This is a genomic window from Pseudoalteromonas rhizosphaerae, from assembly GCF_902498845.1.
GTDB classification, from domain to species: domain Bacteria; phylum Pseudomonadota; class Gammaproteobacteria; order Enterobacterales; family Alteromonadaceae; genus Pseudoalteromonas; species Pseudoalteromonas rhizosphaerae.
Window position 1 is genome coordinate 253,661 of record NZ_CABVLM010000006.1, and the last position, 25,829, is coordinate 279,489.

General features: G+C 41.5%; 22 protein-coding genes and 5 tRNA genes. 7 read left to right on the forward strand and 20 right to left on the reverse strand.

What is annotated here, in order from left to right:
• Positions 1-103: 103 nt before the first annotated feature.
• Positions 104-2,119, forward strand: coding sequence for a TonB-dependent receptor (locus tag PSR9079_RS11575; RefSeq protein WP_149981741.1), 2,016 nt, complete (start codon positions 104-106; stop codon positions 2,117-2,119).
• A gap of 157 nt (positions 2,120-2,276) precedes the next feature.
• Here the strand turns inward: PSR9079_RS11575 and PSR9079_RS11580 are convergent, their stop codons facing one another.
• From PSR9079_RS11580 to xerD, 12 genes are all read right to left on the reverse strand, one after another.
• Positions 2,277-3,644, reverse strand: coding sequence for an alkaline phosphatase PhoX (locus PSR9079_RS11580; RefSeq protein WP_149981742.1), 1,368 nt, complete (start codon positions 3,642-3,644; stop codon positions 2,277-2,279).
• 978 nt (positions 3,645-4,622) lie between these two features.
• Positions 4,623-4,699 (reverse strand) — tRNA-Arg (locus PSR9079_RS11585).
• Between the two features lie 133 nt (positions 4,700-4,832).
• Positions 4,833-4,909: transfer RNA gene (locus tag PSR9079_RS11590), tRNA-Arg, on the reverse strand.
• A 93-nt stretch (positions 4,910-5,002) separates the two neighbouring features.
• Positions 5,003-5,079: transfer RNA gene (locus PSR9079_RS11595), tRNA-Arg, on the reverse strand.
• Between the two features lie 152 nt (positions 5,080-5,231).
• Positions 5,232-5,308 (reverse strand) — tRNA-Arg (locus PSR9079_RS11600).
• Positions 5,309-5,345: 37 nt separating this feature from the next.
• A tRNA-Ser gene (locus PSR9079_RS11605) sits at positions 5,346-5,438 on the reverse strand.
• Between the two features lie 129 nt (positions 5,439-5,567).
• Positions 5,568-5,750, reverse strand: coding sequence for a hypothetical protein (locus tag PSR9079_RS11610; protein WP_149981743.1), 183 nt, complete (start codon positions 5,748-5,750; stop codon positions 5,568-5,570).
• A 268-nt stretch (positions 5,751-6,018) separates the two neighbouring features.
• Positions 6,019-7,554, reverse strand: coding sequence for a lysine--tRNA ligase (lysS, locus tag PSR9079_RS11615; RefSeq protein WP_149981744.1), 1,536 nt, complete (start codon positions 7,552-7,554; stop codon positions 6,019-6,021).
• A 26-nt stretch (positions 7,555-7,580) separates the two neighbouring features.
• A protein-coding gene (gene prfB, locus PSR9079_RS11620; RefSeq protein ID WP_167542958.1) for a peptide chain release factor 2 occupies positions 7,581-8,679 on the reverse strand; the annotation gives its coding sequence in 2 pieces (ribosomal slippage) (positions 7,581-8,603 and positions 8,605-8,679; 1,098 coding nt in all).
• 131 nt (positions 8,680-8,810) lie between these two features.
• The gene (gene recJ / locus PSR9079_RS11625; RefSeq protein WP_149981746.1) at positions 8,811-10,532 is read right to left on the reverse strand and encodes a single-stranded-DNA-specific exonuclease RecJ; all 1,722 of its coding nucleotides are present in this window, start codon (positions 10,530-10,532) and stop codon (positions 8,811-8,813) included.
• Positions 10,533-10,607: 75 nt separating this feature from the next.
• Positions 10,608-11,336: a bifunctional protein-disulfide isomerase/oxidoreductase DsbC gene (gene dsbC, locus PSR9079_RS11630; RefSeq protein ID WP_145240834.1), complete on the reverse strand. Its 729-nt coding sequence runs from the start codon at positions 11,334-11,336 to the stop codon at positions 10,608-10,610.
• A gap of 64 nt (positions 11,337-11,400) precedes the next feature.
• Positions 11,401-12,354 (reverse strand): site-specific tyrosine recombinase XerD, encoded by a 954-nt coding sequence (gene xerD, locus PSR9079_RS11635; protein WP_220491296.1) that lies wholly within the window; start codon positions 12,352-12,354, stop codon positions 11,401-11,403.
• A gap of 80 nt (positions 12,355-12,434) precedes the next feature.
• On the opposite strand from xerD, the gene fldB reads away from it, so the two are divergent.
• A complete protein-coding gene (fldB, locus tag PSR9079_RS11640) occupies positions 12,435-12,956 on the forward strand; it encodes a flavodoxin FldB (RefSeq protein ID WP_149981789.1) in 522 nt (173 codons plus the stop codon).
• 279 nt (positions 12,957-13,235) lie between these two features.
• On the opposite strand, the gene PSR9079_RS11645 is transcribed toward fldB, so the two are convergent.
• The 3 genes from PSR9079_RS11645 to PSR9079_RS11655 are packed head-to-tail and all read right to left on the reverse strand — an operon-like array spanning position 13,236 to position 16,630.
• Entirely contained in the window at positions 13,236-14,375 is a 1,140-nt protein-coding gene (locus PSR9079_RS11645; RefSeq protein WP_149981747.1) for an ABC transporter permease, read from the reverse strand.
• Complete coding sequence (locus PSR9079_RS11650; RefSeq protein ID WP_145240830.1) at positions 14,372-15,106, reverse strand: ABC transporter ATP-binding protein; 735 nt, start codon at positions 15,104-15,106, stop codon at positions 14,372-14,374. Before PSR9079_RS11650 ends, PSR9079_RS11645 begins: the two co-directional genes overlap by 4 nt.
• A 3-nt stretch (positions 15,107-15,109) precedes the next feature.
• On the reverse strand, positions 15,110-16,630 hold the full coding sequence (locus PSR9079_RS11655) for an alpha/beta hydrolase (protein ID WP_149981748.1): 1,521 nt from the start codon (positions 16,628-16,630) through the stop codon (positions 15,110-15,112).
• A 93-nt stretch (positions 16,631-16,723) separates the two neighbouring features.
• On the opposite strand from PSR9079_RS11655, the gene PSR9079_RS11660 reads away from it, so the two are divergent.
• The 3 genes from PSR9079_RS11660 to PSR9079_RS11670 are packed head-to-tail and all read left to right on the forward strand — an operon-like array spanning position 16,724 to position 19,178.
• Positions 16,724-17,098 (forward strand): GntR family transcriptional regulator, encoded by a 375-nt coding sequence (locus PSR9079_RS11660; protein WP_145240826.1) that lies wholly within the window; start codon positions 16,724-16,726, stop codon positions 17,096-17,098.
• 2 nt (positions 17,099-17,100) lie between these two features.
• Positions 17,101-17,937, forward strand: a complete 837-nt coding sequence (locus tag PSR9079_RS11665; protein WP_149981749.1) for an ABC transporter ATP-binding protein — start codon at positions 17,101-17,103, stop codon at positions 17,935-17,937.
• Positions 17,934-19,178 (forward strand): hypothetical protein, encoded by a 1,245-nt coding sequence (locus tag PSR9079_RS11670; protein WP_149981750.1) that lies wholly within the window; start codon positions 17,934-17,936, stop codon positions 19,176-19,178. Before PSR9079_RS11665 ends, PSR9079_RS11670 begins: the two co-directional genes overlap by 4 nt.
• 91 nt (positions 19,179-19,269) lie before the next feature.
• On the opposite strand, the gene PSR9079_RS11675 is transcribed toward PSR9079_RS11670, so the two are convergent.
• The 5 genes from PSR9079_RS11675 to betI all read right to left on the reverse strand — a co-directional run bounded on the left by PSR9079_RS11675 (position 19,270) and on the right by betI (position 25,088).
• Positions 19,270-19,977 (reverse strand): TorF family putative porin, encoded by a 708-nt coding sequence (locus tag PSR9079_RS11675; protein ID WP_145240814.1) that lies wholly within the window; start codon positions 19,975-19,977, stop codon positions 19,270-19,272.
• A 32-nt stretch (positions 19,978-20,009) separates the two neighbouring features.
• Complete coding sequence (locus PSR9079_RS11680) at positions 20,010-21,227, reverse strand: BCCT family transporter (protein ID WP_149981751.1); 1,218 nt, start codon at positions 21,225-21,227, stop codon at positions 20,010-20,012.
• A 135-nt stretch (positions 21,228-21,362) separates the two neighbouring features.
• A complete protein-coding gene (gene betA / locus PSR9079_RS11685; protein ID WP_149981752.1) occupies positions 21,363-23,033 on the reverse strand; it encodes a choline dehydrogenase in 1,671 nt (556 codons plus the stop codon).
• On the reverse strand, positions 23,033-24,496 hold the full coding sequence (betB, locus tag PSR9079_RS11690) for a betaine-aldehyde dehydrogenase (RefSeq protein WP_145240808.1): 1,464 nt from the start codon (positions 24,494-24,496) through the stop codon (positions 23,033-23,035). Before betB ends, betA begins: the two co-directional genes overlap by 1 nt.
• A 1-nt stretch (position 24,497) precedes the next feature.
• Positions 24,498-25,088 (reverse strand): transcriptional regulator BetI, encoded by a 591-nt coding sequence (betI, locus tag PSR9079_RS11695; RefSeq protein WP_145240806.1) that lies wholly within the window; start codon positions 25,086-25,088, stop codon positions 24,498-24,500.
• A gap of 295 nt (positions 25,089-25,383) precedes the next feature.
• On the opposite strand from betI, the gene PSR9079_RS11700 reads away from it, so the two are divergent.
• Positions 25,384-25,608: a DUF4177 domain-containing protein gene (locus tag PSR9079_RS11700; protein ID WP_145240804.1), complete on the forward strand. Its 225-nt coding sequence runs from the start codon at positions 25,384-25,386 to the stop codon at positions 25,606-25,608.
• A gap of 4 nt (positions 25,609-25,612) precedes the next feature.
• Entirely contained in the window at positions 25,613-25,825 is a 213-nt protein-coding gene (gene yidD / locus PSR9079_RS11705) for a membrane protein insertion efficiency factor YidD (protein ID WP_220491300.1), read from the forward strand.
• Positions 25,826-25,829: the final 4 nt, after the last annotated feature.

Genomic DNA, 25,829 nt, shown 5'->3' on the forward strand with positions numbered 1-25,829 from the left:
ATAACATATTTTCCACAGCAAGCAAATATTTGCATCCGATTAACATCTTAAAACGTACTAGTATTAAATATAAACACTTCGATCTATTTATAAGGAAATGATAATGCGCACTTTTTTAATTCTATCTGGTAGCTTGTTTTGCTCTACCAATGTACTTGCAAACATTGAAGAAATTACCATATACGGACACCGCACGGGACTTATTGGTGAGGCTATTAGTGCATCAAGTGGCGTAATTGGCCAAGGTGAAATAGAAAACCGTCCAATGTTACGTAGCGCAGAAATGCTAGAACTGATCCCAGGTATGGCCGTCACACAGCACAGCGGCTCAGGTAAAGCTAATCAATATTTTATCCGCGGTTTTAATCTCGACCATGGTACTGACTTTGCCACCAGCATTGATGGTATGCCAATTAATATGCGTAGCCATGGGCATGGTCAAGGCTACACCGACCTTAACTTTATTATTCCTGAAACAATTTCGACTATAGATTATCAAAAAGGCGCGTATGGCGCCGCTCAAGGTGACTTTTCAACCGCTGGCAGTGCTGAATTTAATCTAGCTGATAACCCAAAACATCAACAACTTGACTTTACAATTGGCGAAGACAATTACCAGCGAGTGATGGCATTAGGCTCAATTGGGATTGCTAACGGGAAAATTATTATTGCCGGTGAGTGGCAAGGTTATGATGGCCCTTGGCAAGATATCAATGAAGATGTAGATAAAAAAAATGCCCTAGTACGCTATGTAGGTAAAGCATGGGATGGCGATTTATCAGTTACGGCAATGGCTTATGACAACAGCTGGAATTCCGCAGATCAAATTCCACAACGTGCAGTTGAACAAAGTATTATCAGTGCGCTAGGTTCACTCGATACGACCGTAGGCGGCAGCTCTAGTCGCTATAGTTTATCGGCAAATTGGCAAGGCCAGCACATTAAAGCCAATGCCTATGTGATCAACTACGACATGGACTTGTTTTCTAACTTCTCTTACTTTTTAAATGATCCTATTAATGGCGATCAGTTCCAACAAGTCGATAGCCGGACAATTAGTGGTGGCGCACTGAGTTATCAATTTGCTGATACTCTTGCAGATATGCTAATCCAGCATACAGTTGGTGTGGAATATCGCCGCGATGATATTGATCAAGTTGGTTTATACAATACCAAGCAGCGCCAACGCTTAAGTACTGTGCGTGAAGATGCTGTAGACGAAGCCAGCTACTCAGCCTATTGGCAATCACAAGTAAATTTAAGCCAAGCACTCGAAGCCACATTTGGTGTGCGTTATGATTACTTTGACGCAGATGTTGATAGCAATAACAGTATTAATTCAGGCAGTGCAGATGATGATTTGGTTAGCTTTAAAGCCAGCTTAAATTACCTGTTTAATGACAACCTAGCCGGTTATGCCAACTGGGGGCAGTCGTATCATTCAAATGATGCGCGTGGAGCGACTATTAAACAAGATCCGGTGACACTTGAGTCTGCTGATAAGGTTGATTTACTGGTGCAAAGCAATGGCGCAGAGCTGGGTTTACGCTACTTTGATCACCAACGGTTTAATTTATCAGCGGCATTATGGTGGCTAAGCTTAGATTCTGAATTATTATTTGTGGGTGATGCGGGTAACACTGAAGCCAGTGATGCATCAAAACGCTACGGTTTAGAGCTCAGTGCGTATTATTGGCTTAATGATGCCTTGAGTTTAGACGCCGAGGCCTCATTTACACATTCACGCTTAGATATCGATTCAAATGACGATCGAATTGAAGGTGCAGTGCCTGTGGTTGCCAGTACTGGCATTAATTGGCATATTACCCAGCAGTGGCAGTCTTCACTGCGCGTACGCCACATTGGCAAACGGATACTCAGTAGTGATGGCGATAAACGCTCAGAGCCGCTTACAGTCATTAATGGTTTAGTAAGTTATCAACAAACGCATTGGAAAGTGGGCCTTGAGCTATTAAATATATTTGATAGTACGGATCACGATATTGACTACTTTTACACGTCACGCTTAGCTGGTGAACCTATTGAAGGCGTTGAAGATAATCACTTCCACCCGATTGAGCCGCGTACCCTGCGCCTAAACTTCAGCCTGTTATTTTAGTTTGGTTATTGTTATTAATAATTGAGCTAAATACTTTGCTGATCCGGTTTATACTTTAAGGTTGAAGCGGATCAGCAAGGCTGCATTTTAAATTAACTCACTTAGCACTACTAAATAGCCATAGTGCACTTGTATATAAGCATTAAATAATCACCAGTTAGCCTTTAAAACTCTGCCATGGTCCTGTGATCGCTAATGTTTTTGTTGGTGAATACACATTAACAAATAAGGTGTTGCCATCAGCAGAAAAACAAGCTCCCGCCAACTCGGTTTGCGCTGTTAAGCGGGCAAAATTATATACATCACCACTAGGTGTTACGCCACGTAAATGGTTATCAACCACGTCGGTATACTGATCTTCACAAACGATCAAGTGCCCGTTAGGTGCAACAGTGAGATTATCACCAAAGTTAAATAACGACTTATCTGTGCTTTCTACAAATAGTTGAACGTGTCCTGGAGCTAAATGCTCTTTATCTGTTCCTTCAAATGCTGATGGTTGATACTTCATCACTTGCCCAAGCTGCTTTTGACCACCATTAGTGCAACAAAAATAAAGTTCTTTTTCACCCCAATGTATCCCTTCACCACGAGCGAAAAGTGCAGCGCCTTGTTTGTGGCCGCGTATTCTTAAATCGTCTTTTGGACTTTCAGGTTGCGCCAAATCAACCCATTCAACGGCCATATTGTGTTGTAAAGGCATTACCCCTGTAACCCAATTACGAGTATCAAACTGTGGCTGTGCTTTAATCATCATAGCTTGAAGTTTACCTCCTTTACTCAACTTACCGTATTCATTAGGAATAAAACGATAAAATAAACTATCGCCTTTATCTTCTGTCAGATAAACAATACCGGTTGTTGGATCAACAGCAGCTGCTTCGTGGTTAAACCGCCCCATTGCCTTGAGAGGCTCAGGGTTTACTAGTCCTTTAGCGTTGGCTGGTATCTCAAAAATATAACCGTGATCTTGATTAAAGCCATCCGCTTTAGTCAGAACAGTCTCTTCGCAAGTAAGCCAACTACCCCATGGGGTAATACCACCTGCACAATTGCGGATCGTGCCAGTGAGTGACAAATATTCTTGCTCTTTTTTACCGGTTTTTAAATTATAAATAATATGACTTGTGCCTCCTGGCAAAGCAACACCTTGCGCAGTAGTGTCATAAGCAAATGACGTTTTATGCGTTTGTAAGCTAACATCTGCTTTTGCTAAATCAGTTGGTTTTAATTCATGGTTTCTGACTAATGCAACCCGCTCATCATCAAGGGCAATACAGCCCATACCATCGGCTTTATCTGGCACTGTAAAGCCATCATCCATTTTATCACCCAGTTTTGATATAACTTGATAGCTAAACCCTGCTGGTAAATCGAGTAACTTGTTAGGATCAGTCACTAACGGACCATAGGCACTTAAATGCTCACTCACGTCAAGAAATGGTACTTTGCCAAAAGTACTACGAGAAAGCCCCATAAAAGCGAGTGTACCGGCACTAATAATAAATTGTCTTCTTGAGATCATCGTAAAACTCATAGTGTGATAAAATAACAGGCATATAATAAATGAAATTATCCTATAAAAACGGCCTCCATAAAAAGTTCATACAATTGTCATATCTCTAAACAAACCTCATTGACAGTTGATCTATTAAATTTCAGGCATAAAAAAACCGACTCTCGTCGGTTATCTTCTATTAACTTTAATAGTAATAGAAAGTGGTGGGTGCAGGACGTATCTTCAAAGAGTGAACCTCTGACCGCTCGGTTGGTGGTTTCAACTTTAAAAAGCGCGCGATAAACCCGAGCCTACAGCAAATTTCAGGCATAAAAAAACCGACGCTCGTCGGTTATCTTCTATTAACTTTAATAGTAATAGAAAGTGGTGGGTGCAGGACGTATCTTCAAAGAGTGAACCTCTGACCGCTCGGTTGGTGGTTTCAACTTTAAAAAGCGCGCAATAAACCCGAGCCTACAGCAAATTTCAGGCATAAAAAAACCGACGCTCGTCGGTTATCTTCTATTAACTTTAATAGTAATAGAAAGTGGTGGGTGCAGGACGTATCTTCAAAGAGTGAACCTCTGACCGCTCGGTTGGTGGTTTCAACTTTAAAAAGCGCGCAATAAACCCGAGCCTACAGCAAATTTCAGGCATAAAAAAACCGACGCTCGTCGGTTATCTTCTATTAACTTTAATAGTAATAGAAAGTGGTGGGTGCAGGACGTATCTTCAAAGAGTGAACCTCTGACCGCTCGGTTGGTGGTTTCAACTTTAAAAAGCGCGTGATAAACCCGAGCCTACAGCAAATTTCAGGCATAAAAAAACCGACGCTCGTCGGTTATCTTCTATTAACTTTAATAGGAATAGAAAGTGGTGGGCGCAGGACGTATCTTCAAAGAGTGAACCTTCGACCACTCGGTTGGTGGTTTATACTTTTATAAGTACGGGACAAATTTCAGGCATAAAAAAACCGACTCTCGTCGGTTACCTTTAAATAGAAAGTGGTGGGCGCAGGAGGATTCGAACCTCCGACCGCTCGGTTCGTAGCCGAGTACTCTATCCAGCTGAGCTATGCGCCCACATTCTATTTTAATTTTAACGTCTTATTTTGACTAATGTATTAAACTATATAAACGTTTACTACAAATTTCAAACATAAAAAAACCGACCATGTGTCGGGCTCTTTATTAATTACTCTGAAGCAATAGAAAGTGGTGGGCGCAGGAGGATTCGAACCTCCGACCGCTCGGTTCGTAGCCGAGTACTCTATCCAGCTGAGCTATGCGCCCACATTCTATTTCGATTTTAATGTCTTATCTGACATATTAGTGTGCAATAACTAATTTTTACTGCTTATTCATACCCTAAGTAAGTGTCAAAAGTGGTGGGCGCAGGAGGATTCGAACCTCCGACCGCTCGGTTCGTAGCCGAGTACTCTATCCAGCTGAGCTATGCGCCCACTTTTGATTTACTTATTTATTCTCTAAGCAGAGTGTGTAAAGGATGGTGGGCGCAGGACGTATCTTCAAAGAGTGAACCTCCGACCGCTTGGTTTACTAAACCAATCACTTTTACTTGCTTATTTAAACTCTAAGCAGAGTGTGTAAAGGATGGTGGGCGCAGGAGGATTCGAACCTCCGACCGCTCGGTTCGTAGCCGAGTACTCTATCCAGCTGAGCTATGCGCCCATTCTTTACTTTACAAGATAACCATTTATAAAATAAATGGCGGAGAAGGAGGGATTCGAACCCTCGATAGAGCTACAAACCCTATACTCCCTTAGCAGGGGAGCGCCTTCGGCCACTCGGCCACCTCTCCGTCTTGTGGGGCGTATAATAAAGATTTCAGAAAATATGTCAAACACTTTTCTTGTTTAAAGTGACTGTATGGTTAGAGAATACCCATTAGCGCTAAAAAAGAATCAACTCTGCTTGATAATTAATCACATTATGGAATTTTAACATCAGCAGAAACACCTAATACAGGTACCAACTCATCGCTTAATTGTTCGAGGTATTGATCTTGATAGCCTAATTGCTGAAACTCAGCAATGCATGCTCGATAATAGGCTTCTCTTTGTAGCTCTGTACTAAATGCGTTATTAGGTAACTCAGGTTTTTTATCTTTCATATAAAATCCGTTTATATAAGTCCTTTAGATTGGTACTTTATGAAAAAACAATGCTTTATTCTACTTTTAACCCCCCTAGTTTAGCTAAACTTAAAAATAATGCTTGTTGATTTTTTACTTTTTTAGAATTAATTATTTATTACTTTGCAATTCAATATCTTAAATTAAAACCTTAGTGTCGTTATAAACCGTAAAATGTCATTGTTTAGTGCAAACACAAAAACGCCGCTAATAAGCGGCGTTTAAAAACTATTTTATAAAAATAGACTTAGTCAGCTTGCGGACGCATATGCGGGAACAAAATAACGTCTTTAATCGTTGATGAATCAGTAAACAGCATAACTAAACGGTCGATACCAATCCCCTCACCCGCTGTTGGTGGTAAGCCATATTCTAGGGCGCGAATATAATCTTCGTCATAGTGCATAGCTTCATCGTCACCTGCGTCTTTCTCTTCAACTTGGCGAGTAAAGCGCTCAGCTTGATCTTGTGCATCATTAAGCTCAGAGAAACCATTTGCAAGTTCACGGCCGCCCACAAAAAACTCAAAGCGGTCGGTAACAAATGCGTTTTCGTCGTTACGACGAGCCAGTGGAGATACTTCCCATGGATAACCTGTGATGAAAGTCGGTTGAATAAGCATGTGCTCAGCGGTTTCTTCAAAGATTTCACATAAGAACTTACCTGGGCCCCAAACACAGTTTTCAGGAATTTTAACGTGCACTTGTTTAGCGTACGCTTTTAATTGTTCAAAATGGTTTTCTGGGTCATTAAATACCGCAGCATCAAACTCAGGGTTATATTTTAAGATAGCATCTGCCATGCTTAAACGCGTAAACGGTTGACCAAAGTCATACTCTACTGAGTCAACCACTTCACCGTTTTCATCTTTAGTGGTGTTAACCACAATTGGGCTGCCCAGTACGTTAGTAGCAACAGTACGCAGCATGTCTTCGGTGATATTCATCAAGTCAATGTAATCAGCGTATGCTTGGTAGAACTCAATCATAGTGAATTCTGGGTTGTGACGCGTTGATAACCCTTCGTTACGGAAGTTACGGTTAATTTCAAATACGCGGTCAAAGCCACCTACCACTAAACGTTTTAAGTAAAGCTCTGGTGCGATACGTAAGTACATATCGATATCCAGTGCATTGTGATGAGTCACGAATGGACGCGCAGAAGCACCACCAGGAATAACCTGTAGCATTGGCGTTTCAACTTCCATAAAGTCACGCTCTGCTAAGAAGCGACGAATACCTTCAACCACTTGCGAGCGAATACGGAACGTTTCACGAGTTGCTTCATTGGTGATCAAATCAACATAACGCTGACGATATTTTGTTTCTTGGTCAGACAAGCCATGGAATTTTTCAGGTAATGGGCGTAGTGACTTAGTCAGTAATTGATACTCAGTCATTTCTACGTATAAATCGCCTTTACCTGATTTATTAAGCGCACCCTTCACACCAATAATGTCGCCTGTGTCTAATTGACCGTACTTTTCTTTCAAGTCTTTTTGTGCATCTTTTGACGCATACGCTTGTACACGGCCTTTCATGTCTTGCACTACAAAAAATGGTCCACGTTTAGCAAGGATACGACCCGCGATAGACACAACATGGTTAAGTTCTACTAATTCTTCTTTACTCTTATCACCAAACTCGGCCTGTAAGTCTGCCGTGTAATGCTCACGACGGAATTGATTTGGATGACCGTTGGCTGGGCAATTAGCGCGAATAGCGTCTAGTTTGCCACGACGCTCAGCGATTAACTTATTTTCGTCTTGGATTTGATCAGTCATTTTTTAGCTCTTTTTTAGCTTGGTGGTTATAGGCCAGATTTTAAGCTGGCTTCAATAAATTTATCTAAGTTACCGTCTAGTACCGATTGCGTATTACGGTTTTCAACACCGGTTCGTAAATCTTTAATACGTGAATCATCAAGTACGTATGAACGAATTTGACTCCCCCAACCAATATCAGATTTAGCGTCTTCTTGCGTTTGTTTTTCAGCATTTTGCTGTTGTAACTCAAGTTCAAATAACTTCGCTTTTAACTGTTTCATCGCTTGTGCTTTATTTTTATGCTGTGAACGTTCGTTCTGGCATTGCACTACGGTATTGGTTGGTACGTGAGTAATACGCACCGCTGATTCGGTGGTGTTAACGTGCTGACCACCGGCACCTGATGCACGGTATACATCAATACGTAAATCAGCCGGATTAATATCGATTTCGATATTATCGTCAATCTCCGGGTAAACAAATGCTGAAGCAAATGATGTATGGCGACGACCACTTGAGTCAAACGGGCTTTTGCGTACTAAGCGATGTACGCCTGTTTCTGTGCGTAACCAGCCATAGGCGTATTCGCCAACAAAGCGCACGGTTGCACCTTTAATGCCGGCAACATCACCGTCTGTCGCTTCGACTAGCTCAACTTTAAAGCCTTTGGCTTCACCCCAGCGTAAATACATGCGTAATAACATGTTACACCAGTCTTGCGCTTCAGTGCCGCCAGAGCCTGATTGTAAATCAAGGTACGCATCATTTGCGTCATGTGGGCCTGAAAACATACGGCGAAACTCTAAGCCTTCAAGTTGCCCATTGAGATCTTCAAGTTCACTTTGCGCCTCGATAAAGGTGTCTTCATCTTCAGCTTCGACTGCAAGCTCTAACAACCCTTCAACATCATCAGTACCACTGACTAGGTTATCGATAGTTTCAACAACGGCCTCTAGTGCTGACTTTTCACGGCCAAGTGCTTGCGCACGTTCTGGCTCATTCCATACGGCTGAATCTTCAAGTTCGGCGTTAACTTCTTCTAAACGTTCTTGTTTAAGAGCGTAGTCAAAGGTACCCCCGAAGCAATTCAGTACGTTCGCGAATTTCCTTGATTTGATTAATCACAGGATTCACTTCAAACATGTACCTTACTCCAAAATGGCTGATTACGAGCGTCAAATCGCCCATAAAATTCTTTAAATAGTAAAAACGCCCGATTTTAACAAAAAACCGCGCGTTTTATTAGTATTTTATGCACCGATAATAAATATTTTTTATGGCACTTTTTGCAGCTCTCGGGCAATCAGCTGCAAAGAAAACTTACCTCTAAACTCATTGATATCGAGCTGATAGGCCAATTTCACCAAGCGCGCTTCAGTATCAGGCCACTCGCGCACATCAATACCGAAGGCAATAGCATCAACCAAACGCCCTGAACGGTGTTTTAATACCAGCTTTAAGTGCTTTTCACCAACAATGCGCTGCTGTACGAGTTCAAAAGTGTGTTCAAACACGGGTTCTGGAAATTGCTGCCCCCATGGCCCTGCTTGTTTGAGTACATTTGCAAACTCCATGCTAAAGCAGTCATCAGCAAGCTCGCCATCGGTTAAGATAATACAGCGTTTATGCTCTTCACTTAACTGCCCACTTACCGCCTGCTCAAACTCACGTTTAAACTCACTAAAGTGCTGCTCATTAATGCTCAGACCGGCCGCCATAGCATGACCACCAAATTTACTGATCAAATGTGGATGCAAGGTATTTAAGCGCTCAAGCAAGTCACGCATGTGCAAGCCTTCAATCGAGCGGCAAGAGCCCTTTATTTCACCGTTGTCGCCACCAGCAAAAATTACTGTTGGGCGGTGGTATTTCTCTTTTAAACGTCCCGCTAAAATACCGATCACACCTTGATGCCAGTCTTCTTGATATAAACAGATAGCATCAGGTGTTTGTTCATCGCTAAAAGCAAGCTTATCTAGCACGGCTTGTGCTTCAAGTTGCATGCCCTGCTCTATCTCTCGACGCTCATGGTTTAAACTATCCAGCTCAGCGGCTATGCGTCGCGCTTGATTGATATCAGTGGCCAGTAAGCAAGCTATGCCTAAACTCATATCATCTAAACGCCCAGCGGCATTTAAGCGTGGTGCAAGCGAAAAACCAAAATCACTGGCGCTTAAACGCGCTGCGTTACGATTAGCGACCTCAATCAGCGCTGTAATACCTGGGCGTGTTTTGCCGCTACGAATTCGCGCTAGACCTTGGTGAACTAAGGTGCGATTATTGGCATCCAGTGCCACCACATCAGCAACCGTACCTAGCGCTACAATATCAAGCAGATCGGCTAAGTTAGGCGGTGGTTGCTGCGCAAAATGACCAACATCACGCAATGCACTTCTAAGCGCAATCAATAAATAAAATGCAACCCCGACTCCTGCGATTGATTTTGATGGAAACTCACAATCATGGCGATTAGGGTTAACGATAGCGTCAGCATTGGGTAGTTGTTCGCCTTGCAAGTGATGATCGGTAACCAGCACTTTAATGCCCGCGGCTTTTACAATTGCGATGCCAGCAATACAGGAAATACCATTATCAACAGTGATCACTAGATCTGGTGCCATAGTGACTATTTGCTCGGCCAACGCGGGACTTAAACCATAGCCTAAGCTGAATCTGTCTGGCACTAAATAGTCTAAATGAGCAAAACCAAACATCGCTAAGCCTTGCATTAAGGTAGCGGTGCTGGTTGCGCCATCGGCATCAAAATCACCCACGATCAGCACTTTACTTTGCGCTCGCAGAGCATGTTGAAGTAAAGCGGTGGCTTTATCTATGTCTTTAAATAATTTGAAGTCATGTAAAGTGGCTGCGCTATTATTTAGCTCATCGGCATGATTAACTTGGCGGCTGGCATAAATTTGTTTAATAACAGGGTGCAAATGGCTTGGCAGGTGTGAATCATCATGATGATCACGAGCAACAATTAATTTTTTCATGCAGGCGCGGTACTTTTAGATTAAGGAATAAAGACAAAAAAAGGCCTTAACGGCCTTTTTATAAAAAGCATAATACTATGACGATTTATTAGCGTCTAACGCAGCAGCTAATGCGGCCGCAGGCTGATAACCTGGGATCATCGTACCATCTTCTAAAATAATTGCTGGTGTACCACTAATACCAAAACTTTGACCAAGCTGATAATGCTCTGCAACTGGGGCATGACAACCGGCCATTACTTTAGTATCAGCACCCGATTTTGCTGCTGTCATTGCTTCTTGTTGATCTTTTGCACACCAAACATTCATTAGATCTGCATAGCCTGAGCCTTGTAAACCACCACGTGGAAACGCTAAATACTTAACGGTAATACCCGCTTCAAGTAAATCATCAAGCTCGCGGTGTAACTTACGGCAATAACCACAGCTAATATCAGTAAACACAGTTATGCTATGTTTCTCATTTTTAGCTTTGTAAACAATCATTGAGTCTTCGTATTGCGCTAGGCCTTCTTTACGAACGCCATTAAGCGCTTGCTCAGTTAGATTGTTACGGTTATTTAAATCAATCAAGGTGCCTTGCATTAAGTATTGACCATCTGCGCTTGCATACAGCACGCCTTTATCAGTGATCAACTCTTTTAAACCAGCCACTGGGCTTGGGCTAATTTGCTTAACAGTAACGCCCAGCTCTGCAAACTTAGTCACGATTGGATCGTTGGCATCAGGAATGGCTGCAACGCCATTGGCAAACGCACTTATACTGGTGCCTAATATCGCACCGGCTAATACTAACTTTTTCATAATTTTCTCTTATATCCTGATAATTCTTAACTACTCAGACCGCCGAAGTACGAAAAAATTCTCACTAAGCGCGCGGATGATGTTGTTGATGTACCAATTTTAACCGTTCATTAGCCACATGGGTATAAATTTGTGTGGTTGATAAATCACTATGCCCTAGCATCATCTGTACGACTCTGAGGTCAGCACCATGATTTAGTAAGTGTGTTGCGAACGCATGGCGCAACGTATGGGGCGATAAAGGCGATTCAACTGCTGCCAAAATAGCATAGTGTTTAATACGATGCCAAAAAGTTTGTCGAGTCATACCTACTCCACGCTTTGACGGAAACACAAAGTCGGTGGCATGTTTGATCATTTGCGCGCGCCCCACTTTTAAAAATTGCTCGAGCCAATACATAGCCTCTTCGCCAAGCGGCACCAAACGCTCTTTATTACCTTTACCTTTAACAAACACCACCGCTTGGCGCAAATTAATTTGTTCAATACGCAACCCAACTAACTCGCTAACCCGTAAACCCGTTGCATATAATAGCTCTAACATAGCTTTGTCGCGCAAGCCCATCGGCTCTTCAACATTAGGCGCCGCCAAAAGTGCTTCTACTTCATTTTCTGACAACGTTTTCGGCAATGATAGGCCCGCTTTAGGCTGAGCAATATTTACCATTGGCGAATCAGTAATGTGTTTTTCACGTACAAAGTATTGGTAAAAGCGCTTTAACGCGCTAATACTGCGCGCCGTACTGCGAGGCTTTAAACCTAAATCAACACGATGCGCTAAATAGCTTTCAATATCTTGGCCACTGACGGTGAGCAAATCTTGACCTTTTAAAAAGTGGCAAAATTTATCCAAGTCGCTGCGATACGCAGATAAAGTGTTATCGCTTACGTGTTGTTCTAAATAGAGGTTATCTAAAAAAGATTCAAGATAATCACTATTACCGAGTAGTTCGTCGTGATCTGTAATGGCTGAGTCTAATGACTCATGATCAGGTAACGTGGTCACAGTTATTCTCATAGTTATCAAGGTATCAATTAATAATACCTTACGGTAAACTTCAGCCTATCATATCAGGCAAATACACAGTGATAAATACGATGCAAATTGGTTTATTTTATGGTTCTACCACATGCTATACAGAAATAGCAGCAGAAAAAATTCGCGATATTATCGGTCAAGACATTGTCAGCCTACATAACATCAAAGATGAACCATTAAAAAATGCAGAAAATTACGACTTTATCATCTTTGGTATCTCCACATGGGATTTTGGCGAGTTACAAGAAGATTGGGAGTCGATTTGGGACGACATTAAAGATGTTGATCTCAATGGCAAAACCATCGCTTTATTTGGCATGGGCGATCAACAAGGTTATGGTCAATGGTTTCAAGATGCACTTGGTATGTTACATGATGAAATAAGTAGCCAACAATATACTTTATTAGGATTGTGGCCGAACGACAGCACGTATGAGTTTGAAGCCTCTAAGGCACTCACCGAAGATGGCAAACACTTCGTTGGTTTAGCTCTTGATGAAGACAGCCAATACGAACACAGTGATGAGCGTATCGCTAACTGGGTTGAACAGATCATGACTGAGTACAGCGAGACATTATAAATCTCGCTGCGTAACACTGATACCCAAACCGCCTCAAAATGCAGAGCTTACGGTTTCATAAGGGCTTAATATCAAGGTGTTGCTTTGCAACAGTGGCAATTCTATTTAAGAAACAACAACTAATTACTAAGTTTATATCCAACGGTACGCTATAAACTTTATCCAAGCTGCTTGTTTAAAATGCTATTAATAACTTACTCTGCTTCTAAACAGCTCAGTTATCCCTCAAAAATAAATCAGCGGCCTTTTAGGTCGCTGATTCATTTCCAACTCAATAGCTTACAAGCCAAATACCACTTTTTCACTTTTCAGCATACGCGCGCTTAAAAAACTAAAGGCTACACATAATACCAGTGTGATCACTGTTGATAGCAGTAACTGCGGAATAGGAATGGGATTACCTTTAATAAATTCCATTAATGCAAACTGCTGTGCTGCTATCGGCAACCACTGCACCTTATCTGTCGCAATATCATAAGTAGTTATCATGCTTAACGCCATTGGGATAAATAACACCATAGTGACGTAAGATTGTGCTTCTTTAAATGACTTAGCCATAAAAGACACAAACACTTGTAAGCTTGCCGACATCAACGCGATAGGTAGGCATATTGCGATACTAAATAACATAAACGCAGGGGTAATAGTGATGCTAAAGCCCATTTGCTGCCACGGCACCATTGCATACGAAAACTTAGAGACAACTAAAATTACCATTAAACCTAACATCGAAAACGTGGTGATAGCGCCTATTTTAGCAAGCACAATATGTAAACTATGTAATGGATGACTCAACAATAACGATAAAGAATTACGCTCTCGCTCACCCGCACTGGTATCAATTGCCAAATTCATCGCCGCGTAAAATAAAGCTAAAATAAGTGTTAATACGACAATACCCAAAATCATGCCACCTTTTGAATCAGGTGTAGCTTGATCATGTACTTCAATCACGATTGCACGCATCAAACTCGGATCCACACCACGAGAGACTAATCTCAGGCTCGCTATTTCAGAGCTGTACAATGCTATTGCTTTTTCAACTTGGTTGATATGTTTACGCAACTTATCATCAGATTTATCTGCAATTAGCGTTACCGTAGCTGGGCGCCCTTCGCTCATTTTTTGTTGATAGTCATCACTGATTGATAAAGTAATATCTTTACGCTCATTAGCATCAGTACTGGCAAAAATATCACGACTATTAAGGTGAGCAATAAGTCCTGGTGCACTATCACTATTTTCAATATTAATTTTTAGTGCTTCAGGCGATGCTAATTGCTGTAGCAAAACACTCATTAATAAGCACACACCAATTGGTGCACCTATCGCATAATACAGCCCCGCCATTATCGAGCGTTTATCACGGCTGGCATCCATCACTTCTTTTTTAAATAACACTGTTAATAAATTAATCATGCTGCAATCCCCTCATCACTACCAATTAAGGCGACAAATGCTTCTTCTAATGTCTCTTTACCTGCATGTTCACACAGCTCAGCCACTGAACCTTGTGCAATCACTTGACCATTGGCCATGATCACCACGTGATCACATAACGCTGCAACTTCTTGCATAACATGCGATGAAAATAACACGCAGTGCCCTTGCGCCTTTAATAACAGCAACAGCTCTCTTAATATGCGGGTACTCATTACATCAAGCCCACGGGTTGGTTCATCTAAAATAATGTTTGATGGGTTATGAACCACGGCTTGTGCTAAGGCGGTTTTCATCCGTTGGCCTTGCGAAAAGCCTTGGCAACGGCGATCGGCAATATCATTCATAGCTAATTTATTTATCACATCTATTGTCGCTTGTTTTGCATCACTGGCATTGAGACCACTGAGCTGGGCAAAAAAAGTAATGTATTCCCTTGGTGTTAATCGCTCATACAAGCCGCACGGATCAGGAAACAATCCTAGTTTTTGCTTTGCTACCATCGGCTCTTTGGCAACATCAATGCCGTCAATTTCAGCATTTCCGCTATCAGCCTTTAACAATCCAAATACGGTGCGTAAACAAGTGGTTTTACCTGCGCCATTTGGCCCTAGGAGGCCAGTTATCTTGCCGTCCTGTGCAGTAAAACTTAAACCATTTAGCGCATTAACATCGCCAATCTTCTTATTTAGGTTGGTTACTTTAATCATCACTTACTCCTTGTTAGCTACATCAGTTGAATGGCTATTGGCAACGGCTACGCCGTTAATATTCATAAAAAACGGTTTGTCATTTGCATCATTAATACAGGTTGTGTCAATGTCTCGCATACTTTGCTGGTCGATAAACTTGGCAATGATTTTCGGCGCACAGGTTTGTGAGCCAACGCCATGGGTGACAGTCGTTGCAACTAAGTGGGTGGCATTTGTCATCTCAACCATCGCAAGCTCGGCCCAACTTGCAGGTGTAGCAGGATCGCGTCCACCAGAAAGAAGTAACGTTGGCGTACTGGTTTTTAGCGGCTGATAAAATGTTTCGTCAACGGCTTTTACATTCAGAATTGGGCACGCTATATCCAACCCCGCAATCATTGCTTTGCCCATATAAGTTTTACTGTACTGAGCGCGGGTTTGCGTTGTTAAGCGTGGCCAATCTTCACCACAAACGATGGCGTTATGCATACCCATTGCTAAAGATTGTGTTAAATCAACATTCGCCATCATGCCAGCCAATGGTGAATAGTCACCCCTTAGTGCTTTTTCAATAACCATTGGTACAATCGCACGTTGTGCATGGCCGTAAAGCGCAAATCGTATCGCACTGTAAAGCTTCATTTTAGTGATTGTAAAATCAATAAGGTCATTGGTGCGTGGGTGTCTAACCTGTGTTTGTACAGGCTGTTGTTCAAGCCTCGTAAGCAATGAATTAAAGTTATTTGCTAAGTTAGGGTATTGGGCTGCGCATAAAGCATCAGTTTCGCAGCGCTTGAATAATGCAGCCAGTGAACCATCAACCGCTCCGCCTATGGCAGCCAGACTTTGCTGCATTGGCACAACGCCATCTAAGGTACTCGTTAAAACAGCATTAGGAAATTGGCGCATGTATTCTTGCGCTATACGTGTGCCGTATGACACCCCATATAAATGAAAGCCTTTATAACCAAGAGCAACACGCACAGCTTCAAAATCCTTTGCCGCAACAGGCGTAGTAAAATTGCTCAAATCAATATTGAGCTTTGCTTTACATTTTTGCGTATCTTCTGCTCCCATGGCTTGAAGATCGGCAATCACATCATTAAAAGCAAACTGGGTTTTTAGGTCATCACTTTCACATTGCAATTGATGTGAATAACCCGTGCCACGCTGGTCAACCAAGACTATGTCACGAGTTTCGCGAGCAAAACGTAAGTTATGGTCAAATATTCTCGCTAAATCTATAGCCCCTTGTCCCGGGCCACCGGCAAAACCAAGTACCGCTTCATCAGGATGGCTGGGCTTGATTGCAGGTATAACTGCAAAGTGGATATCAATCTCCCCTTCGCTTGGATCATCTGACAATGGTTGAGCAATACTGCCACACATCAATCGATCAGACAGCCCTTCCATATAGCATGGCGTCAGTTTTGGTTGGTTATTTTGATTATTTTCTGCGTATGACGCAGTTGATGCAACCATTAAAATTGGCATCATCACTTTAATTATCAGTCTATTAAAACAATTTGATATACTTTTCATCACTTTTCCCTTGTTTGCATTTTACACTTAATGTGATAACTTATTACTTAGTGTATCGGTGTATTGATGTATTAATACAGTAGAGAAAGAGTAATGCTAGAATTTATTAATGTCAACCCCAATAGTGGCGATCCCATTTATAAGCAATTACATGAACAAATTGTGCGTTTAATTGTAGGTGAGCAAATAGCTGCAGGTGAAGAGCTTCCGTCCGTGAGAAAAATAGCGGATCACTTTGCTGTTAATCCTATGACAGTTTCCAGAGCGATTGGTCAATTAGTGGATCAAGGTTGGTTAGAACGACGCCGTGGCCAAGCAACCCGTGTCGCACAAAAAACAGCACAACAAACCGATCAACAAGAGAGCTTACTTTTTAAAGCTATCGATCAACTTATTCAGCAAGCCAAACAACTCGATGTGCCACAACCGACTTTAACCGAACTAATAAAAAAACGGTGGGAATTATAACAATGACACAACCACTTCTTAACTATAAAAATGTCTCTAAACATTACAACCAACGTCTGATATTAAACAACATCACCCTTAATGTTGAGCCTGGCATGGTGATTGGTTTATTAGGTAAAAATGGTGCAGGTAAAACAACCTTATTACGTAGCGCGCTGGGTTTAGTAAAGCCTGATGAGGGTGAAGTACAAGCATTAGGTGAATTAAGTCATCAATTAAGTGCCAGCAGTAAACAAAAAATTGGTTATGTCGCCCAACAAACGTTTGGTTATGAAGGTTTTAAAATTGCTGACGCTTTGGCATTACATCGCAGTTTTTACCCAAATTGGGATATGCAATTAGAAGCAAAATGGCTCGCGCGCTTTGAATTGAATAGCAAGGATGCGATTAATGATCTCTCAATCGGCCAGCGTCAAACTTTGGCCCTTATTATGGCCATGGCCTACAGACCCCAGCTACTTATTTTAGACGAGCCGGTGGCGAGCTTAGACCCAATTGCTAGACGCGAATTTATGAGTGATCTTTTCGATTTAGCAATAGATTCGGGCTCCGGAATTTTATTTTCATCACATATCACCTCTGACATAGAGCGCGTCGCCAGCCACATTGCACTTATAAAACAAGGCGAGTTACTGTTACTCGACGAATTAGATGTCATTCGCGACACCGTTAGAAAAGTCAGCTTTAAAGAGTCGACGATTGATCTCAGTGCATACAAGGTACTTAACAGGCAGCAAAATTGTGCCATTATTTATGGCTATACAGGTGAAACTGTTGTTGGTGCTCTAGCAATCAATACACTGTCTCTTGAACAGCTGTTTGTGGAGTTACATGGATGATGCAAGCCAGTAAATGTCCATGGTATCAAGGTGCTGTCAGTTTTTGGTTAAAAGACGTCGGCTGTGCCAGTTATTTCATCGCTGCAATTATAACGACATTACTATGCCTTATAGCTACAGGTATTGAAGATCTGATCGGACTAATGATCATGTTTTCAATTATTTGTATGTACAGCGCGATAGCTTGGCAAAGTATTCGCTTGCAAGCCACTGAATGGCAGAGTTTAGTTGTTGGTTACCGTAAACATGTGATGTTTCAAGGTAAAGTATTCATTATATTGAGTAACTTAATTTCTATCTTGAGTATCATAATTGCGGGCAATATCAATCTATTAGCAACGCTCACGATGGCCAATCTTGTTGGCATTATTATCTGGTTTTTAAATCGCTCATTCAGCCATTTATTTACCTCTGTTTGCTATTTCAGCTTCTTTATAGCTACGTTAGTGTGTGTGCTTATTGAGCAACTGCCAGTTTGGCTAATACCCGTTAACGTCGTTGCTTTTATTGCTATCGTGTTATTTCATAAAAGCTTTACATCTGCGTACAAATGGCGCCCCGATTCATTACTAAATTATCGTAATGGTCTGCAATCTGGTTGGTCGCCAGTTCCCAGTGGTTTTTTATCAAATTACGGCAGCTCTATTAATAAAGGGTTATTCCCTCTTAGCTACTTTGTTGGCTCTGGACTCTCTCAATACCTTATTTTAATTACACTTTTATGTTTTTTCGGTGTAGTGGCGAATCTATTTTATAATATCACTGAGCAGGCCATTTTTGTTTTAACGCTGAATTTATTCGCGATTGTTACATTAAGTTTATGGAGCAAAGTACAAAAGCAAAACTCATGGGAGCTGTTATTTACCCTACCAATTTACAACACTAGCTACAGCGCAAAAGTCGCACTTAGTTACAGTGTTTTAAAATTAGCAGCACTCGTAGCTTTACTGTGTTTTAGCACAGCAGCTGCGCTTACTCTTGCTAACCAAGAGTTGTTACTAGTTAATGCTTTAAGTTACTCGTTAGCCTGTGCTGCTGGTTTACTACTTAGCTTTTCAATCGGTAATATTTGCAAAAACATAAACTTACTAAGTGGAATTTTATGCTTAACGTTTGGATTAAATATGGGACTGGCAAACTACATGTTTGATCATGCTGATAGCATAGTTATGCTTGCTTTAATAAGCACCTATTCGGTCTTCATGGCTGGCTTAAACCGCTTTACTGTTAGATTTATATAGCCAATAACTCGCGTTTAAATGAGTGAGGAAAGATAAAAAACGGCCATATCATATGGCCGCTTTGCTGTTTAAATAAAATAATTTAAAACACTTAAAGTGAGAATGTACGGCCTATCGACAATACAATACGCTCATCTGCAGTATCAATATCTAGGCTGGTGTTCTCGCCCGCTACCTCAATATCAAAACCCGCTAAACTTGTTTGATAAGCAAGACGATAGTGGTTATACGATTTACCATCGGTATCCCATGCGAACTTATCGCCATCGAGTGAATTTGAAATATCAAAGCTGGCACGCAATGCGTGATTAGGTGCAAGTTCAATGGTGTGTGCAACCATAGAAATCACATGACCTGCGCCGGTACCAAAATAATCCCAGCTATACCAAAAGTTAAGCTCTGTTTGCCCTAACTCACTTGCGTAACCAAATTTAGTGTAGGCTTCAAAGTAGTTACCATCGCTTGAGTTGCTTTGCCCATGGTAACTGTAATACGCAAGGCCGTAATCAATACTGAGCGCTTCATTTAACTGCGCATAGCGACCGAAGTAAGCATCCCATTCAATATTTGTGTCGTCACCAAAGTCAACGTTTGACGCCCACGTGCCAGCATACATGCCTGACTCGCCAAATGAATAATCAAGGCTACCTTGTAGCGCTGGGTCGTTTTGCGTTTGGCTCACACCATTAAAGGTATAATCTGATGCGCCGGTTACGGTTGCTGACCAATCAGCCAATACTGAGGTTGAAAAAAGTGCAAACGGTAATGCGACTGCTAATAATGTTTTTTGTGTTGTCATGTTAATTCCTTCGCTACTGTATAAGCTAATATCTAGCTAGCTGATTCAATTTTTGTGTAGTCAATTTTGTTGTCTTTCGGCGAACTATCAATGTTACTCACAGTTTTAACTTTGCTATAGGCAATATAGGCTGCACACGCAAAGAACAAACCAATCACTAACACCCCGACCCACTGGATTTGTAGAAAGTTCTGCTTAAATAATAGGGTTAATAATGAAAGAGCGACAACATTTAGCGCAATATATTTAAATTTACCTAAACGTTTAACCGTCATACCCATATTGTCGGTGTATAAACGGATCAGTGAATCAAGCGAGTTGATCACAAACACTACGCCAACAAATACCATTGCAATATTTTTGATCCCTTGCGTAGCAATACCTGCTTCGTGATACTGATAAAGCACGCCAAACCAAATTGCGATTGGGATTGAAGGGAAAATTAACATTGCCCCCAATACTTGATAGGTTTTTAATCCACCGACAAAACGCGATGTGAATTGACCGATCATAATACTCCACGCAAACCACCAAAATAAATAAAACTCATGGTAATCATTGAGTGGCAGTACAAACTGATTAATATTGCCAAAGTAACTACCAATTAACGTTAAATTATTTGTAAAATCTGACACTTGGCCATTTTCGCCCATAAATGCGCCAAACCACATAAAACCAATTAGCGCTATAAATAACCAGGTAGTTGAAATACTTAGAAAACGTACATATTTAATATCGGTGCTTGAATACACCGCAAAGCAAATAGCTGCGAATACAATTAAATAAAATGACGGAATAATCGACTCACCATCACCAAGACTAGGTAAATACCAAGGTAGGTTAGAGAGCAATAAGAAAGCGGTGAAGGCACAAGTACCAATAATAACTACGTTATTGATTAATTTAACCCAAGGAATTTCGAAAAATTTCACTTTAGGTTCTATTACACAGAAATAAAAGCACGTAAGGAAATAGAATCCCCAGATCAGAAAGCCCCAATAACCAAACTCGATAGCTAGTGGATTGGCAAACGCGTACTCTGGGCTTGCTTTTATGTCTGCATAACCTGCAAACTCAGTGAGTGGAAACATGATCAAGCCAACATCTAAGCCTGATGTAAATAAGATGGCGATAAAGGTAAATGTTCTTACCGGTGTGACGCCAACACACTTTACATTGCCCCATTTTACTAAAATTGCAACAATTGCTAGTAGGGTGAAAATAATGCCTGCGCTAAGCCATAAGGTCATAATTCCCTCCCCAAAATAAATGAAAATACATCATTATGTCTCCGTGTTTTTAGTCTCGCATTAACGCACCACAAACAACTTATGATGCGCGCCACTGCAAGCCCCACAGCACAAAGTATGCTGCAGGTGACTTTATTAGATCTCCGAACTACGCTGCACAGTTTGCCATTGAGATTCAACAGCAACCTTTGCTTGCGATTTACTAAGTGGTGGCCTACCTAAAATTAGATCAGCCGCTTTTTCTGCCACCATAATGGTTGGCGCATTTAAATTTCCGTTAGGAACCGTTGGGAAGATTGATGAATCCACCACATGCAGTCCCTCAATGCCATGTACTTGAGTGTTTGAGTTTACTACTGCCAGTTCATCTTCACCCATTTTGCATGAACATGAAGGATGGTAAGCACTCTCAACTGCCTGACGTACAAAAGCATCTATTTGTTCATCGGTTTGGATCTCTTTACCTGGTTGGATTTCGCCATCGCGGTAATCATCAAACGCACTTTGCTCAATGATTTCACGCGTTAAACGCACACAGGCTCTAAACCCTTCAATATCATCTTGATGCTGTAAATAGTTAAATTGGATCTTAGGTGCAACCGTTGGATCAGCCGATTTAATCGTTACTGCACCGCGGCTTTTAGGCTTGTTATGCCCTACATGGACTTGAAAACCATGGCCATCAAAAGCACTTTTACCGTCATAACGAATTGCCGCAGGTAAAAAGTGATATTGAATATCAGGCCACTCAACCCCCTGTTTTGAGCGAATAAATGCACAAGATTCAAAATGATTAGTCGCCCCAAGGCCACTGCGGTTTAATAACCAACGCGCGCCAATAAGGCCCTTTGAAATAAGACCAAGCTTGCCGTTTAAGGTAATTGGCTGCTTACACTTATACTGGAAATAAAACTCCAAGTGATCTTGCAGGTTTTGCCCAACTCCGGGTAAATGGTGCTTAACCTCGATACCAACTGCTTTAAGTATTTCGCTGTCGCCAATACCCGAAAGTTGCAATAAATGCGGTGAACCAATCGGACCGGCACTTAAAATAACGTCTTTACTGGCCTTTGCTTTAACAATATCGCCATTAACTTTGTACTGCACACCAACGGCTTTTTTGCCTTCAAGCAACACCTTTTCAGCCAACGCACCAGTAACAATAACTAAGTTTTTACGTGACTTCACTGGGTCTAAATATTCACGACTTGCAGAGCTGCGCACACCGTCTTTAACGGTCATGTGCATTGGACCAAAACCCTCTTGCTGCGCTGCGTTATAATCGTCAGTGGCTGCATATCCGGCTTGCTGGCCCGCTTTGATAAAGGCTTTATAAAGCGGGTTCGCCATTTCATTACCGTTGTTCACACCCAAAGGGCCGCTATCACCACGATAGTCGTTTTTACCTAAATAGAATGATTCTGCTTTTTGAAAATACGGTAAACAGGATTGATAATCCCACCCTTGTGCACCATGTTGTTGCCATTCATCAAAGTCTTTAGCATGGCCACGTACATACACCATGCCATTGATAGATGATGAGCCACCTAACACTTTGCCACGCGGGCAGTGCATTTGACGATCATCTAGATACGGTTCAGCTTCACTATGAAACTGCCACGCGTATTTATCTGAATTCATCGGAATTGATAGCGCGGTAGGCATTTTAATAAAAATGCTTTTATCGCTGCCGCCAGTCTCTAATAATAAAACGCGGTTGCTGCTATCTTCGGATAAACGATTAGCCAGTACACAGCCCGCCGACCCTGCACCCACTATGATGTAATCATACGTTAGTGCAGTCATTAAAATGGGCTCTCTATATTAGTCATACCGACATAAATCGATTTAGTTTGGGTGTAATGATCAAGTGTTTCAATACCATTTTCACGACCGATACCTGACTGCTTATAACCGCCCACAGGCATTTCTGCTGGCGAATTGCCGTAGCTGTTGATCCAACAAATGCCTGCTTGCAGCTGATGAATAACACGGTGTGCGCGCTTAATATCTTTGGTAAACACGCCTGCAGCAAGGCCTAAGTGAGTATCGTTAGCACGGTGAATTACATCATCTTCGTCATCAAACGTTAATACGCTCATTACGGGACCAAAGATTTCTTCTTTGACGATCGTCATATCATCAGTGCAATCAATAAATACCGTTGGTGCAACAAAGTAACCGTTTGGTGCAGAGGCTGGGCTAAGCGTTTTACCACCCGTTAATAACGTTGCACCTTCGCTGATGCCTTTATCGATATAGCTCATCACTAATTGTTGATGCTTTTTGGAAATTAATGCGCCAAAGTTAACGTTAGGATCGAGTGGATCGCCCGCTATAATATTTTCTTCAGTGCGCGTTTTAAGCTCATCAATAAATTGCTGATAAACATTTTTGTGAACATAAATACGGGTGCAGTTAGTGCAAATTTCACCTTGCGTATAAAAATTACCTAACATTGCAGCACTTACTGCCTGTGAAATATCGGCATCATCAAATACTAGCAGTGGTGATTTACCACCAAGTTCCATGGTGACATCTTTTAATGAACCCGCAGCACTAGCAACTACTTTTTTACCTGTGCCTACTTCGCCGGTAAACGATACTTTCTCAATATCAGCTGATTGTGTTAACCACTGGCCAACTTCTGCTGCACCTTGCACCACGTTGAACACGCCTGCAGGTACACCCGCTTCGATGAATATTTCGGCAAGCTTAATTGCGCCAAGTGGCGTTTCTTCAGAAGGTTTAAAAATAAATGCATTTCCGGCAGCCAAAGCTGGGCCGGATTTCCAACAAGCGATTTGCAGCGGGTAGTTCCACGCACCAATTCCGGCACAAATCCCTAATGGCTCTTTACGGGTATAATAAAAATCTTCGCCAACCATTTGCTGCTGGCCAACTTGGGCAGGTGCTAGCCCTGCAAAATACTCGATTACATCAGCGCCAGTTTGCACATCAACACACTCGGCTTCTTGCCATGGTTTACCGGTATCTAGCACTTCTATTTTTGCAAGTAAATCATTACGCTCGCGCAATAATGCAACCGCTTTTAGTAAGATACGACTACGTTCAATCGGACTCATAGTTGACCATGCAGCAAATCCTTGTTTAGCACTTTGAATAGCCGCATTTTGAATAAACGCATCTGCCACTTCTACATAATAAATTACGTCATCTGTTGCTGGGTTTTTAACTGCAAATGTTTCGCCACTTTGATTTTTTAAAAAGTGACCATTGATAAAGTTTTGATAAACAGGTGTTGTCACATTAAGCTCCATACTGTTTGATAAGTGAACATACAAAGTTTTTTGCTAGCTGTTCACAATGTGCAAATTGATCTTGATCAGACTTACTTAGTACCGCTCTTAACCATAAGCCATCGATCATTGCCGCACATAATTGCGCTGCAAGTTTGGCTTCATCATCACCCATCAATTGTTTAAATGAGCTGACTAAATTACTAAGAAGTCGTCGGCTATTTACGTTCTGTAAGCGATGCAACTGAACATCGTGCATCGATTGCGCCCAAAAGCTTAACCAAGTTTTAGTGGTATCGCTGCGCTGTTGTAATCTGGCAAAGTTAGCTTCTATTATCAGCATTAACCTTTGCTCAGGGGTCGTTGTTGGCGTTACTTGTTTGATCAGCTCGTGTTTTAGATTGGTTAATAAATAACGCACAGTGGCTTCTATCAAGCCCTGCTTACCACCAAAATAATGACTAATAATGCCCGACGATAATCCTGCTTTTTTACTGATACTATTAATGGTTGTTGCTTGTAAGCCAAATTCAGCAACCGAACTAATAGTAGCGTCAATTAGCTGCTGACGACGGACAGGTTCCATTCCAACTTTAGGCATATTTTTATTAATTGAACGTTCAATAAAAATAAAGGTTAAAGTAATGGAACTGATAATTCAAGGTTGACAAACTGTGAATAGGCTAAAATGAAGAGAGCTAAGTGACCCTAAGTAACTGTCCTAGCGTTGATAAATCGGCTTAGAAAAAAGTTGCGAAAAAAATCGAAAAATAGCTGCTTTTTAAGTAAATGATACAAAAATCAGCTATATTAGGTTGAAAATCATATCTGGTTAGTCTCAGGTGTCACTTTTAAAATCACAGAATTATCTATCAAAACAAACTATAGGAAACTCGATGTCTAATTTTAATGAATATAAAGTATTGCATGTTGTTGAAGGTGGCTGTGGCACATTGCTGCTAGGTTCGAGCGGGTTACCACTTAAAAGGCTAGAAGCAACACTTAATGATGAAGCACAAAATGGCTGGCAACTGGTATTTCAGGTTATCGAAAGCAAACGTTTTTTGCTATTTTGGTCTCGCGAAGCTGTGATCTTAACGTTAGGCAGAAACCGTGCTTAAAGCAATGACGCTTAGTGCAATTCGCCGCTATCAAAAAAATGGCGGCGCTAAGGCACATTTTAATATTAGCTGTAATTTCAGTCCTTCCTGCTCAGAGTTTACTCATCAAGCAATTACTAAATATGGGCTAGTGAAAGGTCTATTTATTGGCGTAAAAAGAATACGGCGTTGCAATAACCCCGACTGTGTAACCGTAAAATCCGATCCACTTCCTTGAGGCT